Genomic DNA, 14,767 nt, shown 5'->3' with positions numbered 1-14,767 from the left:
AGTGATGTTATATGAAACAATAAATTGTTTTAAAGTGTATTTGAATGACTTTATAAATTGATTTGATTGGCAATTTTGTATCGCGCTTCATTGTTTTTGGTTCTTAGGATAATTTCCCCAAGAAAACCAGCCAAAAATAGTTGAGTACCCAAAACCATTGTGGTTAAGGCAATATAAAACCAAGGATTATTGGTAACCAAAGTGTACTTCATGTCGTTATACATATGATACAGTTTTGAAACACCAATATAAGCAGCTGCAAAAAATCCGATAATAAACATTAAAGAGCCAATAGCGCCAAAAAGATGCATCGGTCTTTTGCCAAAACGCGACAAAAACCAAATGGTAATCAAATCTAAGAATCCATTAATGAAACGGTCCATTCCAAATTTGGTTTCTCCGTATTTTCTAGCTTGATGTTGTACTACTTTTTCTCCAATTTTTCCAAAACCAGCATTTTTAGCCAAAACTGGAATATAACGGTGCATTTCGCCAGAAACCTCAATGTTTTTGACTACTACATTTTTATAGGCTTTTAATCCGCAGTTGAAATCGTTCAGTTCAACACCTGAAGTTTTTCTCGCCGCCCAATTGAATAATTTGGAAGGAAGATTTTTGGCTACAACCGAGTCGTAGCGTTTCTTTTTCCAACCCGAAACCAAGTCATATTTTTGTTCGGTAATCATATTGTATAATCCTGGAATTTCGTCAGGGCTATCTTGTAAATCGGCATCCATCGTGATGATTACGTCACCTTTGGCTTGAGCAAATCCAGCATGTAACGCTTGCGATTTGCCAAAGTTTTTCATAAAACGAATCCCTTTTACAAAGGGATTTGTAGCGGCAAAATTTTCAATAATGGACCAAGAATTGTCGGTACTTCCGTCATCCAAAAAAAGGATTTCATAGGAGTAATTATTAGATTGCATCACTTTTAGAATCCAAGTGTACAATTCTTGTAAGGATTCCTCTTCGTTAAGAAGTGGTATTAAGATAGATAAATTCATTTAATTGTTTTATTCTTGATGTGTTTTTCTTGTTTTGAAAAAGGCAGCCATAATTAGTCCAAAGATTGAACTGAAAACTATGCTTGTTATCATTCCTTTTAATAATGAATCGATATCGTAAGGACTGCTTTCTTTCATTCCTTTAATAGCTTCATTAATTGAAGAGGAAGGAGCTCCAAATTTTTGCATTATTGAAGCAGTATATTTTATGAAGAGTTCGTTCAAAGTTTCCTTTGCTGAAGGATCTATAAAATTCCATAGTACTATGTTGAATAATGTTGAAATTAATACACCAACAACTGCATAGATGAAATAAGTGGTAAATGCATCTTTGAAGGAAAAATCGGTTTGAATTTCTTTTTTTGTTTTAGATAGTAAGACTATTGAAAGAATAATTGAGGTTGTGATTGTTATTATAGTAATCCATGATTTAAGGAATAAATTCAAATCAATAGCATAGATAGTTGCAGTAATTAAACAAGAGATAATGCCGCTTATTATCCCAAAAGTAATTCCGTTTTTTTTAATAATTTCGTTGATCATGGTGGTTGGTTTTTTAATTAGTCCACAAATATAGCAATTCTGCTTTTATGGAGGCTAAAAAATGTTTTGAAGGAAAAGCTAAAAAAAACAAAGTAAAGGTTTGTAATTCTAAAAATAAGTGTAAATTTGCACACTCAAAAATAATAGTGTAAATAAAAAGTTATAAGATGTTTATACCTTTTCACTCAGAAGAAAAGCTGCAAAACAAATTATAATTGAACTAATAAAAAAAGATTTAAGATGAAAAAAGGTATTCACCCAGAGAATTACAGATTAGTTGCTTTCAAAGACATGTCAAATGACGATGTTTTTATTACTAAATCTACAGCTGAAACTAAAGAAACAATTATTCACGAAGGCGTTGAGTATCCAGTAGTAAAAATGGAGATCTCTAGAACTTCTCACCCTTTTTACACAGGTAAATCTAAACTTATCGATACTGCAGGACGTATTGATAAATTCAAAACTAAATACGCAAAACACGTTAAGTAATTTTAACTCGTTTTTAAATACAATGAAGCCTTTCTTTTTAGAGAGGCTTTTTTATTTGCGCCTTGTTTGCATAGAATTTATACCAGAAAATGAATTAACTTTGTCCGTGATAACCAAATCGAAAAAGAAACAATAGCCAAATCAATTTTTTTATGAATTACATTCTTTTTGACGGTCCCGCTCGAAATGCTTTGTTGCCGTTTACCTTTACTCGTCCCGTTGCTGATATTTTGGTGGGAATCATGACCATTCGCCAAAAATGGGAATTATATCTCGGGTCGACTACCACTACTTTAACCGAAGAATATTTGTCTGATAAATACCCAATGGTGGAATTAGAAGGCAATGTTATGATCAATGCTTCTTTTTTGCCGAATGAAATTTTGGTAGAATTGGTGAGTAATTTAGAGCCCAATCAAGCTATTTTCAAAAAAGACGAAATCATTGCATTTTATACTTCTGACAATCAAGATGAAGTTAATTTCGATACTTATGAAATTATAGAATACAACGACGATTGTATTACTATTGAAAACACGTGGGATATTTTTTCTAAAAATGATGCTGCCATTAGAGAAGATTTTGAATTGATAACACAAGGCAGGAAATCACAACCAATTCCTAAGAGTGTCAACGTAATTGCTCCTGAAAATGTATTTATTGAGGAAGGTGCTAAGTTGGAATATGTTACTTTAAATGCTTCCTCAGGGCCAATTTATATTGGTAAAGATGCTGAGATCATGGAAGGATCCATAATTCGCGGTCCCTTTGCTTTGTGCGAAAAAGCTCAAGTTAAAATGGGAGCAAAAGTCTATGGTGCAACAACAGTAGGGCCTGCATCTAGGATAGGAGGTGAGGTTAAAAACTCTGTTTTGTTTGCTAATTCTAATAAAGGGCATGATGGATTTTTAGGTGACTCTGTTTTGGGTGAATGGTGTAATATTGGTGCTGATAGTAACAATTCGAATCTTAAAAATAACTATGAAGAAGTGCGTTTGTGGAGCTATGAAACAGAAGGTTTTGCGAAAACAGGGCTTCAGTTTTGCGGTTTAATGATGGGCGACCATAGTAAATGTGGCATCAATACCATGTTCAATACCGGAACTGTAGTAGGAGTGAGTGCTAATATTTTTGGCAGTGGTTTTCCGAGAAATTTTGTACCCAGTTTTTCATGGGGAGGTGCTTCAGGATTTACTACTTACTTAACAAAAAAAGCTTTTGAAACAGCACGTTTGGTAATGTCTCGAAGAAATATTGTTTTTGACGAAAAGGAAGCAGCAATTTTAGAGCATGTTTTTGAAGTAACTAAAAAGTATCGCAAAGAATAATTGGTTTTTCAGTTATTTATAGAAAATGCCTCTTCGTTTTGGAGAGGCATTTTTTTTGCAGTTAATGGGGTTACCAATTGCGCAATTCTTTATTTAAACTATCTTTGCACCTTCAAAATTTTGGCGTTCGAAATCATCTGATTTTTAACCTCTAACCTTTTATTTTTAAATTAAATGATTACAGTAAACGATATTGCGGTTGAATTTGGTGGCACAACGCTATTTAGTGAAGTTACCTTTGCTATCAATGAAACTGATAAAATTGCCCTTATGGGTAAAAATGGAGCGGGAAAATCTACTTTGTTAAAGATAGTTGCTGGTGCAAACAAACCTACTCGTGGTGTGATTTCAGCTCCAAGTGATGCGGTGGTAGCTTATTTGCCACAACATTTATTGACGGAAGATAACTGTACTGTTATGGAAGAGACATCCAAAGCTTTTGCGGGTGTTTTGAATATGAAAAAAGAAATTGACGAAATCAATGAACAATTAACGATTCGTACTGATTATGAAAGTGATGAGTATATGAAGTTGATTGAAAGAGTTTCAGAACTTTCAGAAAAATATTATTCTATCGAAGAGGTTAATTATGAAGCTGAAGTTGAAAAAATATTAAAAGGTTTAGGTTTTGAAAGAGAAGATTTCAATCGTCCAACGAAAGAGTTTTCTGGTGGTTGGAGAATGAGAATTGAATTGGCCAAAATCCTTTTAACAAAACCTGATTTGATTCTACTTGATGAGCCAACTAATCACTTGGATATGGATAGTATCGAATGGTTGGAAGACTTTTTAATTAATCAAGCCAAAGCGGTAATGGTAATTTCTCACGATAGAGCTTTTGTAGATAATATTACAAACCGAACTATCGAAGTGACAATGGGTAGAATTTACGACTACAAAGCCAAATATTCTCACTATTTAGAATTGCGAAAAGAAAGACGTGTTCACCAGCAAAAAGCATACGATGAGCAACAAAAGTTTATTGCAGATAATCAGGCATTCATTGAGCGTTTTCGAGGTACTTTTTCTAAAACCGATGCCGTGCAATCTCGTGTGAGAATGTTAGAAAAAATTGTTCCAATTGAAGTAGATGAAATTGATACCTCGGCTTTACGATTGAAATTTCCACCGTCGGTTCGTTCGGGACAATATCCAGTTATTGTTAAAGATTTGGAAAAATCCTATGGCGATAAGTTGATTTTTAAAGATGCCAATTTAGTAATTGAGCGTGGACAAAAAGTGGCCTTCGTAGGTAAAAATGGTGAAGGTAAATCTACGATGATTAAAGCCATTATGAAAGAAATTGAAATTAATGGGGGTTCTGTAGAAGTTGGACACAATGCTCAAATTGGTTATTTTGCTCAAAATCAAGCCGCAATGTTAGATGAAAACGCCACCATATTTGAAACGATTGATAGAATTGCGGTGGGTGATGTTCGAACGCAAATAAAAAATATTCTTGGCGCGTTTATGTTTCAAGGAGATGATATTCAAAAGAAAGTAAAAGTGCTTTCTGGGGGAGAAAAAACGCGTTTGGCCATGATTAAATTGTTATTAGAACCTGTAAATCTTTTGATTCTGGATGAGCCGTCCAATCACTTGGATATGAAAACTAAAGATATTATTAAAGATGCGTTGCGTGATTTTGATGGAACTTTAATTCTAGTTTCGCACGACAGGGATTTCCTTGACGGATTAGCTACAAAAGTTTTTGAATTTGGAAATAAACGTGTAGTAGAACATTTTGAAGACATCAAAGGTTTCCTTGCTCATAAGAAAATGGACAGTATGCGCGAAATCGAAAAGAAATAAAAGTATTTATTTACAAATAAAAGTCACTTTAAAGTATGTTTTGAAGTGACTTTTTTTTTTGTGTTTAAATTTAGTATGTTTACTATTGATTATAAGTAAATTATGGTTTTTATGAATACATGTCTAACTAAATTGATAGGTCTATGAATATTTTTTTTTTGTTTTTAATACAATTAGTAGTGCTGTTTTTTGCTCCCTTTTTGTTAAATGCTCAATCTACTAATGATTCTAATCTGAATTCAAAAAAGGATATTTCCTATCCACAATTTCAATTTAAAGGGTTGTTTCAAGCGAGATACTTGTATGCATTAACAGACAACGTAGATGTTGCTGGTTTGCATCATTCAAATGGAGATTTTACTCAAAATACTTTTGATTTAAAAAGAGTTCGACTTAGTGTTGGTGCTAAAGTTACAGATCAACTAGAAGTTTCTCTTTTGGTAAATTTTGCTGATTTTAAATCAGACCCTAAGTCGAAAGTTCTAGAAAATGCATTTGCTAAATACACTTTTAATAAGTATTTATCAGTAACCGCAGGGCAGTTTCGACCTAATTTTGGGATTGAAGAATCTGAACCTGCAGACCTTATTAAATCTTTTGATTTTTCAAATCAATATTATGAATTTGGTAAAAATGGTTGGACAAGTTTTCAAGTAGGAGCATCTTTAATGGGAGATTTTGACATTAAAAACGTACCTGTTCATTATGCATTTTCAGTGGTAAATGGTAATGGTAGAAATCAAGAAAAAGACAAAGATAGCGGTAAACAATATTCTTCGAGATGGGTTTTTGGTTTGTCTAAAAAGTATAAAGTGAATTTAGGCTTGAATGGTGGTGTGGGATCTGTTTTTAAAAAGGATGTTTATGCTATAGGTGCTGATGCAACTTTTGATATAAAATTGACAGATAAATTTTCTTTTGATGGACAAATTGAATATAAACAGGGGACGAATCATAATTTGTTTTTTTCATTACCAGAAGCTAATAGAGTAGGTAGTTTGTCAAATTATGAAATGAAGGGTTTTTATTTTTTACCAAATATTAGATATGCTATCAATTATAAAAAACTAACATCAATTGAATTTTCATGTAGGTATGAATCATTTGATAATAATTATAAAGTAAATTCTAATGTAAGACAAACTTATACACCTATGGTAAGTTTAGAATTTGGAAAAGCTTATCGAGGAAGAATTGAATTTGGTTTTGAAATCGATCGATTTAAGCATAGTATTCCAGATTCTACCACATTTGATGATGAATTATTTATCTTGCAATTTCAATGTCGTTTATAAAAACAATCTAAACTGTATGTTATGAAAGAAGTAAAAATTATACCCCTATTGGTTACTTTTTTAATTGGATTAAGTATTTGGATTATTCCTGCTCCTGATGGTGTAAAGATAGAAGCGTGGCATTTGTTTGCTATTTTTGTTTCTACGATTTTGGGAATTATTTTAAAAGCTGCTCCTATGGGAACGATGTGTATGATTGCAATTGCAATTACTGCATTTTCTCAAGTCTTAGCTCCAGGTGAAGCAGGAAAATCAATTAGTTTAGCCTTAAAAGGTTTTGGAGATAAAGTTATTTGGTTGATAGGAATTTCTTTTTTTATTGCTCGAGGGTTTATCAAAACGGGATTAGGTAATCGAATTGCCTTTTTATTTATTAAAGTTTTTGGAAAAAGTTCATTAGGATTAGCATATGGGTTAGGATTAGCCGACTTAGTGTTAGCCCCTGCTGTACCAAGTAATACTGCAAGAGGAGGAGGAATCATTTACCCAATTATGAAATCAATGGCAATAGGTTTTGGTTCTGATCCAGATAAACCTGAAACACACCGTAAACTAGGTTCTTTTTTGACATTAAGTAGTTATAATATGAATCTTATTGCTTCTTCAATGTTTTTAACAGGGACGGCTAGTAATCCGATGTGTCAAAAATTTGCACATGATTTTGGAATTGATATAACTTGGATGTCATGGGCAAAGGCTGCAATAGTACCGGGATTATTGTCGTTTATAATTATTCCTATTTTGCTTTACAAAATTTATCCACCAGAGTTAAAGAAAACAGGTGATGCGCCACAAATGGCAAGTCAAAAGCTAAAAGAAATGGGAGCCATTAGCTGGAATGAATGGCTTATGTTATTGACTTTTGTGATTTTGTTAACCCTTTGGATGACGGGCGATTTGTTCTCTATAGATGCTACCACTACAGCCTTTATTGGTTTAGTGATTTTATTGTTGTCCTCTGTTTTAACCTGGGAGGATATTAAATCTGAGAAAGGCGCATGGGGTACTATTATTTGGTTTTCGGTTTTAGTAATGATGGCTAGTTCACTTAACGAATTGGGTTTTATAGATTGGTTTGGAATTATTGTAAAGTCAAAAATAGGCGGATTAAGCTGGCAGGTAGGGTTTCCTATCATTATTGGAGTTTATTTTTTCAGCCATTATTTGTTTGCTAGCGCAACAGCCCATGTTGCTGCTATGTATGCTGCTTTGTTAGGAGTTGGGATTTCAATAGGAGTGCCTCCGTTGTTAATGGCTTATATGCTTGGTTTTATCGGTTCAATTTATGGGACCATAACTCATTATGGACATGGTCCAGCACCTGTGTTTTTTGGAGGCGGTTTCGTTGATTTAAAAAGTTGGTGGATAAATGGATTTATAACTGGAGTGGTAATGTTGTTAATTTTTTTAATTGCAGGTTGGGTTTGGCTCGGAGTTATTGGGTATTTCTAAAATAAAATATGTTGTCTTAAGTAATAAAATTATTGGTATTAAATTAAGGACATGTTTTGAGTACATGAATTAGTTCTTATGAAAAAAAAACTACGACAAAATACGACGTAGTTTTTTTAATATGAATACTAATTTTTGAAATTTAATTTTTTGTATTACTTATTTTTAAAGCTTCTTTTTTCTTAAAATAAAGTGCGATAAAGGCTAGTATTGCACAAACTATTCCAATAATAATCATATTATAAATAGGATTCTTTACTTGTGATAAAGTCCCTTCTTCAATAATTAGTATTCGAAAAGCCTTTAAAAAATGAGTAAGTGGAATGACATTAGCTACACCTTGAACCCAATTGGGCATTTGACTTAAAGGCCAACTAAACCCACTCAAAATAAAACTTGGAGTTGCAATCACCATTAAAATTTCGGTAGCCTTAAGTTGATTAGGAAGCACAATACTTACTAATATGCCAATGAAGGACACAGAGAGAATAAAAATTCCTGCTACAAAAGTGAGCTCAGGAAGATTTTTGAAAAATGGAATTCGGAAGTAAAAGGTGAAAAACCAATAGATAAGCCATACTCCAAAGCTCATTATCAAATAGGGGATGATTTTTATGCCAATCATTTGAATGATGGAACTACTCTTATTAACTAAAAAGTAAAAAGTACCATTCTCAAATTCTGAGGCAAAAGATAAGGCTAAAGCCAAAAGTATAACTTGTTGTAGTACGGCCGATAATACTCCTGGCCACAAGTAATACATGTAGTTGGTGCTTCGATTGTATTTTTTTATGAAAGTTGTTTTAAAGGGTTCATATTGAGAGGGAATTAATTTTTCTGGTACGCCTTGTTTTCTTAAGGTTTCCATCTGAACTCCAACTTTTAAAGTCCCCAAACAAATTTGTATAGCAGTCGAGGCATAATTGGCTGTTAAAATATTGGCCGTATTGACAATGGTGGTTATTTCTGGATACTTTTTGGTAAATACCATTTTTTGAAAACCTTTTGGGATAATTACAACAGCATTGGCTTCTTCGTCAATAGTGATTTTTGCCACATCATTTTGATCGTATAAAACCTTAGCTACATTGATGACTTCATCGTCATTAAACATTTCGATGGCTTTGGCGCTCATCTCGGTTTGGTCATAGTCAATGACAAGTATGGGTAAGTCGGTTACTTTTCCTTTGCTGTACACATATCCTAATAATACAGCATATAAGAGTGGTGCACCAATAAAGAGCATACGCAAAACACTATTTTGCCAAAACAATTTGAATTCTCTTTTTAATAGGAAAAAAAAGTTTTGCATGGTTATAAAGATAAAGTTGCTGATGTTTTAGGAATCAAATTTTTCGTGTCTTGAATCTCGATAGGTGTGATTTTGATTTCAAATAAGCTTTCCTGCATTTCATAGTCAGGATAAGCCGTAGCTATATTTCCATAGGCACTTAATTGTTTTATAGTAGTGACTTTTCCTTTAATGGATTGTTTATTGTAGGGAATGTTTATCTCGACTTCTTGTCCTTTTTTGATTTGGCTTAACTTGCTTTCTGCAATGGTAAATCTAAAATACGTACTGTTTTTGAGTGAGCCATTGAAAAGGGTGTAGCCTGGCAAAGCCAATTCTCCTAGATTCAAAGTTATGGTTTCGATACTCATGTCTTGAGGCGCAATTACAAATCGCTCTTTGTTGGCTGTTTCTACTTCTTGCAATGCGCCATAAGCTCGTTCTTGTTGTCCTAGAGCCATTTCTTGTTGTTCTTTTCTAGCGCCTTTTTGGGCATCAGCTAATTCTGCTTGCACAGCGTTGTATTGCGCTAATGCACCTTGATATTTAGCAAAAGTTTCGTCATAGGTTTGTTGTGGAATTAAAGAGTCTTTCAACATGTTATTCAAGCGTCGAATTGATTTTTGAGCAAATTGATATTGTTCTTTTAAGGCCATTAGTTTGGCTTCCAATTGTTTGATTTGATTATCAGTAGCTCCTTTTATGGCCATATTGTACTGGGCTTTCGCAGAAAAAACGGCTCCTTCAGCTTGACTTTTTTTAGCATCTACTTCAGGAATATCTAGGATGGCTAGAGTGTCGCCTTTTTGAACAAAATCCCCCTCTTTTACTAATAAACGAATGATTTTTCCGGGTACTTTGCTGACAATTGCAATTTGTTCATTTTCTACCTTGCCTTGAAGAAGTTCCTTGTCTTTAGATTGGTTACAACTCGAGCTCAATAGTAGGGTGAGGAATAATATGAGTGTGTTTTTCATCTTTAGTGCTGTTTTTGAATTTAAATTGTTTATTGTATTTTGAGTTGTTTAGTGAAATCACCAGTAGCTATTATAGTTTCTATCGCAGCCAAACGTTGGTCAATTACAGTATTAATTTTGTTTACCTCGCTCTTAAAGCAATCATTTTCTGCTTCTAATCGTTCAGAAACTGAGATAAGTCCTTGGGTATATTGTTTCGAAGCAAGATTCAAATTGTTTTTTGCTATTTTTTCTTGTTGATTAGCAATTTCTAATTTTTTGTTCAAAACCGAATAATTTACCCAATTGTTTTCAAGTAAAAGCTCAAGTTTTTCTTTAGTATCATCGATTTGATTCTGCAATTGATTAATGTTTATTTTGGCTTCATGAATTTTGTGCTGCCTTTCAAAACCAGTAAAAATCTCCCATTTAACTGCTGCTCCAATCATCCAATTGTTGCTTATGGTTAATTCATTGAGTCCTAAGTAAAGCGCTTGATTAACTCCTGTGATTACTGGAGTAGTGGCTTTGGCATTAAATAAACTTGAATAGGCAACGCCTCCAAAAGCTCCAACCGTTGGGAGATACGTGCCTTTTTCTTTTTTTAATAAAAACTCATAAGCTGTTTTGAACGATTCAAGGGCTTTGATTTCTTGTTTGTTTTCTGTTTTTAATTGACTATTCAAGAGTAAGTATGGTTCTAATTGATAAGAAACTTTATCTATTTGAGAAATTGAATATCCTGTTAAATAAGTAATTTTTTTATAAACTAATTCTCTTTTTCCGTCAAGCTCCACTTTTTTGGATTGCAATTCTAAAGAAGCGAGTTTTATTTTATCGCGGTCATAAGGAACTGCAAGTCCTTGTTCGATTGCTTTTTGAACCCTTTTTGCTTCGGTTTGAAGGCGATTATTGCTGTCTTTGATTAATGTGTCGATAGCTTTCAAAAGCGACAATTGGTCAAAAGTATTGATGACTTCCTTGATGATTTGGTCTTTCTCTGAATCTTTTAAATATTGAGTTCCTTTGGTTTTTTCCTTAACAGCTTTGGCGCCATTAGGGATTTGCATACCGCTAAAAAGGACTGTTTTTGCCATGATGCTCCCGTTGAAAAGATTTCCATAATTATTAAAAGCTGTCTTTCCGTCAAAAAGGGGGTAATTAATTATTGGAATTTGCGTAGTAGGTAAATCTACAGTGAGTTTGTTGTCGAAATAGGAATAAATAGCACTGGCTTCAACCGTTGGAATGTATTTATTCCAAATTCCTTTTTCTTGTAAATTCAGTTTTTCAATTTCAAGTTCTTTGTTTTTTAGGGAAAGACTTTTTTCTAAAGCTCTATTTATAGCTTCGTCTAAGGTTGTTGAGATATTTATTTGTCCCCAAGAAATTGAAATAGTGGATAGTAAAAGAAAAACTGTAAACCAATGAATAGGGTGGCGGGTGCTTCTTTTCATAGTGAAATCGTTAAAATAAGATTGAAAAAGTAATTTTTAAAATGTTTGTTTTTTAAAAGTATAAAAAAATAACAACTAATTGTTTGTCAAATTATTATTTGTTATTAAACCTTTTGCTAATTTGTCTATCTTAGAGGTATAGTAATGGTAAAAATTATAGGCATGAAAAATGTATTGATGTATTTGACGCTTTTTGTAATGAGTTGTTTTTGTAGCTCAATCTATGCTCAATCCAATGAGGAGCCAGAAGCATTAGGGCTGCCAGGAGATAATCTCAATTTGTATGCGGTATTGGATGTTTTTCAAAAATCAAAAACGTTGGAGGATTTTGAGAAAGCGATTAATGATGAAGAGGGCAAAATCAACAATCTTGATTTGAACAACGATAATACTATTGATTATATTCAAGTGGTGAGTGAGAAAAAAGGAGATTCTTTTTTTGTGGTTTTGCAAGTAGCAGTCAGTTCATCAGAAAAACAAGATGTCGCAGTTGTTGAGGTAACAAAAGATAAAAAAGGACAAATATTGGTTCAAATCATTGGTGACGAAGAATTATACGGTAAAGATTATATAGTTGAACCAGCAGAAGTAGCCAAAGTTTCGGGTACTCCAAATCCAGGCTATAAGGGCGAAGGAACGGTTATAATTAATAATAATACGACCAACAATTATAATACGAATAGCGGAACAACGGTTAGTGCTTGGCCAGTAGTAGTGTATTTGTTTTCTCCACTGTTTATTCCTTGGCGTTCTCCTTGGTATTGGGGCTATTATCCGCCTTACTGGAGACCTTGGCGCCCTGTTTATTATCACAATTACTGGGGGTATCACAGACATTATTATGGAAATCATTACTATCACAGAACGGTAATTATCCGTAATCCAGGACACCGCGTGTATTATTCTAATCGAAGAACTACTTCGGTTGTGGTAAGAAACAATAGAGTGAATGGAAATTACAGAGCAACTTATGATGGAAGAACATATAGAAAACCGGCTTCTCCATCAGTTAGGCCATCAACTAATCGTCCTACGACACGACCAACAACAAGGCCAACTACAAGACCTACGAACTCTAATAACAATATGAGTCGTCCGTCTACAAGACCTTCTGATAGATTACCATCAACATCGAGACCTACAACTCCTAATGTGAGACCAAGTACTCCAATGACGCGTCCAAGTGCTCCAGCATCAAGGCCAACAGCAAGACCTGCAACACGACCTGCTACTAGACCCGCCACTAGACCTTCATCGGGAAATATGTCTAATAGAGGGGGAAGAAATTAGTTGAATGATAAGAGCTGCCTGAAAAGGTAGCTTTTTTTATAGACGAATACCTGGAGGTAAAAGTTCTTTATAGGATGGATTTTTTTTAAAGAAAAGAACTATTTTAGGCAAGATTGGTACGGCTTTCAAATTGCGTTCGCTAATAGTGTCTAGGATTGCTTTGAAAAATTGCTGAATTATTTCTTCATCAGAAAATGAATCGGGGGCATTGAATTTTGTTAAAAATATCTTTTTCTCTTGAAAGGAATATTCAACGATTAAAAGCCCTTCAGGAACAATGGTTTCAAATTGTCTTGCAAAAATATTGTCTTTAACTTCCATTGATGAGATTGTTTTTCAGAAATTTGGATTGAAACATATGATTATTCTTTTGTGGTTAAAGAATATTATCTCGCAAAGGTAAGGAATTGATAATCAATAAATAGTGAATGTGTGATGTTTCTTGAGGTTCTTTTTTTGTTTTTTAAAGAAACGAAACTAAAGAAAGTTGATTATTATTTTTAAAGGATGGCTTGTCTTTGTATTTTTAAAACTAATTTTAGCTTGTATTAGATTTGAAATATAATGAGTAAAATCCCTGTTTATTTTATGCCAGGTTTGGCGGCCAGTTCTGCTATTTTTGAACGAATTGATTTGCCTAAGGAGCAATTTGAAGTCATTTTGTTAGAATGGGAGATTCCCTTGGTCAACGAAACGCTTTCTGACTACGCTAGGCGAATGAGTACTAAAGTTATTCATACAAACCCAGTATTGATTGGGGTTTCTTTTGGGGGTATTTTGGTTCAAGAAATGGCAGCTTTTTTGAATCCATTTCGTTTAATCATCATTTCGAGTGTTAAGAGCAATTTAGAATTTCCTAGACGAATGAAAGTTGCCAAAACTACTAAAGCTTACAAGTTGATTCCTACGAGTTTGATTTTGAATGTAGAGAATTTAGCTAAATTTTCTTTTGGTGAAAAAATAAAAAGCCGACTCAAATTGTATGAAAAATTCCTTTCGGTTCGGGATATTAATTATTTGGATTGGGCCATTGAACAGGTGATTCTTTGGGAAAGAACTGTGATAGATTCATCAGTAATTCATATTCATGGCAATCAAGACGATGTTTTTCCAATCAAATATATTACTAATTGTATAATTGTTCCAGGAGGGAATCACGCCATGATTTTGTTTCGATTTCGATGGCTGAACGAACATTTGCCAGAGATAATTTTGAAGGGAATTAAAAAAGGCGACTAACTTTACTAAGTTAATCGCCTTTTGTTTTTTATAAATTAAGCATTAGATTTTTTTCATTTGCTCTTTCATCATTGTAATTTGCTCTTTCAACATATTTTGTTTGTCTAGCTTTTTGGCTTCATTTAATAAGGTAGTAGCTTCCAATTTTCTTCTACGAGACATAGCAACACCAGCTAAATTTAATTTGGCTACCGCCAAATCCATGTCCATAGAAAGGCCTAATTCGATAGCTTTTTTGAAGAACTTTTCAGCTTGGTTGATATTGGTTTGTGAAACCATAATTCCATGAAGATAATTAAAGTAACCTTGTTGTTTTCTTACCAGTGCAGTTTCTGGATTTTTGATGTAAGCCAGCCATTTTTGAGCGCCAGGAAAATCTTGTTTTCTTAATTTTAAGAAGGCTAATAAAATAAATTCATTTTTGTAGTAAAGAAAAATAGGGAAAGCACTTAGGAATAATAAGAAAATTCCGTTTCCAATATTAGATTCTGTAAATTGCCAAATTCCTGCAATGATGATTAATGCAGCTAGGATAAGTTTGATATTTCTGTGAAACATAATAGGTGTTAAATTTAGATTGCAAAGATAGTAAAAGGAATTAAAAA

At 33.4% G+C, this 14,767-nt stretch carries 14 protein-coding genes; 7 read left to right on the top strand and 7 right to left on the bottom strand.

What is annotated here, in order from left to right; all coding sequences use genetic code 11:
- Positions 1 to 50 precede the first annotated feature (50 nt).
- Both O9307_RS04910 and O9307_RS04905 read right to left on the bottom strand, forming a co-directional pair.
- Complete coding sequence (locus tag O9307_RS04910; protein WP_298295920.1) at positions 51 to 1,007, bottom strand: glycosyltransferase family 2 protein; 957 nt, start codon at positions 1,005 to 1,007, stop codon at positions 51 to 53.
- 9 nt (positions 1,008 to 1,016) lie between these two features.
- The gene (locus tag O9307_RS04905; RefSeq protein ID WP_298295918.1) at positions 1,017 to 1,550 is read right to left on the bottom strand and encodes a DUF4199 domain-containing protein; all 534 of its coding nucleotides are present in this window, start codon (positions 1,548 to 1,550) and stop codon (positions 1,017 to 1,019) included.
- Positions 1,551 to 1,790: 240 nt separating this feature from the next.
- Between O9307_RS04905 and O9307_RS04900 the strand changes: the two genes are divergently transcribed.
- The 5 genes from O9307_RS04900 to O9307_RS04880 all read left to right on the top strand — a co-directional run bounded on the left by O9307_RS04900 (position 1,791) and on the right by O9307_RS04880 (position 7,929).
- Complete coding sequence (locus tag O9307_RS04900) at positions 1,791 to 2,042, top strand: type B 50S ribosomal protein L31 (protein WP_024981357.1); 252 nt, start codon at positions 1,791 to 1,793, stop codon at positions 2,040 to 2,042.
- 152 nt (positions 2,043 to 2,194) lie between these two features.
- Positions 2,195 to 3,370 (top strand): GlmU family protein, encoded by a 1,176-nt coding sequence (locus tag O9307_RS04895; RefSeq protein ID WP_298295916.1) that lies wholly within the window; start codon positions 2,195 to 2,197, stop codon positions 3,368 to 3,370.
- A 174-nt stretch (positions 3,371 to 3,544) separates the two neighbouring features.
- Positions 3,545 to 5,182, top strand: a complete 1,638-nt coding sequence (locus O9307_RS04890; RefSeq protein ID WP_298295914.1) for an ABC-F family ATP-binding cassette domain-containing protein — start codon at positions 3,545 to 3,547, stop codon at positions 5,180 to 5,182.
- Between the two features lie 143 nt (positions 5,183 to 5,325).
- The gene (locus O9307_RS04885) at positions 5,326 to 6,477 is read left to right on the top strand and encodes a porin (protein WP_298295912.1); all 1,152 of its coding nucleotides are present in this window, start codon (positions 5,326 to 5,328) and stop codon (positions 6,475 to 6,477) included.
- Between the two features lie 21 nt (positions 6,478 to 6,498).
- Positions 6,499 to 7,929, top strand: coding sequence for an anion permease (locus O9307_RS04880; protein WP_298295910.1), 1,431 nt, complete (start codon positions 6,499 to 6,501; stop codon positions 7,927 to 7,929).
- A gap of 142 nt (positions 7,930 to 8,071) precedes the next feature.
- Here O9307_RS04880 and O9307_RS04875 read toward each other — a convergent pair whose 3' ends face one another.
- From O9307_RS04875 to O9307_RS04865, 3 genes are read right to left on the bottom strand one after another with little or no spacing between them, the layout of a single operon-like run.
- Complete coding sequence (locus tag O9307_RS04875; protein ID WP_298295907.1) at positions 8,072 to 9,241, bottom strand: ABC transporter permease; 1,170 nt, start codon at positions 9,239 to 9,241, stop codon at positions 8,072 to 8,074.
- Between the two features lie 2 nt (positions 9,242 to 9,243).
- The gene (locus O9307_RS04870) at positions 9,244 to 10,197 is read right to left on the bottom strand and encodes a biotin/lipoyl-binding protein (protein ID WP_298295905.1); all 954 of its coding nucleotides are present in this window, start codon (positions 10,195 to 10,197) and stop codon (positions 9,244 to 9,246) included.
- Between the two features lie 29 nt (positions 10,198 to 10,226).
- On the bottom strand, positions 10,227 to 11,633 hold the full coding sequence (locus O9307_RS04865; RefSeq protein ID WP_298295903.1) for a TolC family protein: 1,407 nt from the start codon (positions 11,631 to 11,633) through the stop codon (positions 10,227 to 10,229).
- Positions 11,634 to 11,795: 162 nt separating this feature from the next.
- On the opposite strand from O9307_RS04865, the gene O9307_RS04860 reads away from it, so the two are divergent.
- Entirely contained in the window at positions 11,796 to 12,923 is a 1,128-nt protein-coding gene (locus O9307_RS04860; protein ID WP_298295901.1) for a hypothetical protein, read from the top strand.
- 36 nt (positions 12,924 to 12,959) lie between these two features.
- On the opposite strand, the gene O9307_RS04855 is transcribed toward O9307_RS04860, so the two are convergent.
- On the bottom strand, positions 12,960 to 13,244 hold the full coding sequence (locus tag O9307_RS04855) for an N-acetyltransferase (RefSeq protein ID WP_298295899.1): 285 nt from the start codon (positions 13,242 to 13,244) through the stop codon (positions 12,960 to 12,962).
- A gap of 243 nt (positions 13,245 to 13,487) precedes the next feature.
- Here O9307_RS04855 and O9307_RS04850 point away from each other — a divergent pair, with 243 nt between their 5' ends.
- The gene (locus tag O9307_RS04850; protein WP_298295897.1) at positions 13,488 to 14,162 is read left to right on the top strand and encodes an alpha/beta hydrolase; all 675 of its coding nucleotides are present in this window, start codon (positions 13,488 to 13,490) and stop codon (positions 14,160 to 14,162) included.
- A 42-nt stretch (positions 14,163 to 14,204) separates the two neighbouring features.
- On the opposite strand, the gene O9307_RS04845 is transcribed toward O9307_RS04850, so the two are convergent.
- Positions 14,205 to 14,720, bottom strand: coding sequence for a hypothetical protein (locus O9307_RS04845; protein ID WP_064714495.1), 516 nt, complete (start codon positions 14,718 to 14,720; stop codon positions 14,205 to 14,207).
- Positions 14,721 to 14,767 lie beyond the last annotated feature (47 nt).

The sequence above is a fragment of the Flavobacterium sp. genome, from assembly GCF_027531905.1.
Taxonomy (GTDB): Bacteria; Bacteroidota; Bacteroidia; order Flavobacteriales; family Flavobacteriaceae; genus Flavobacterium.
The sequence above is the reverse complement of the archived record's forward strand: the minus strand, read 5'-3'. Positions and strand labels throughout refer to the sequence as shown.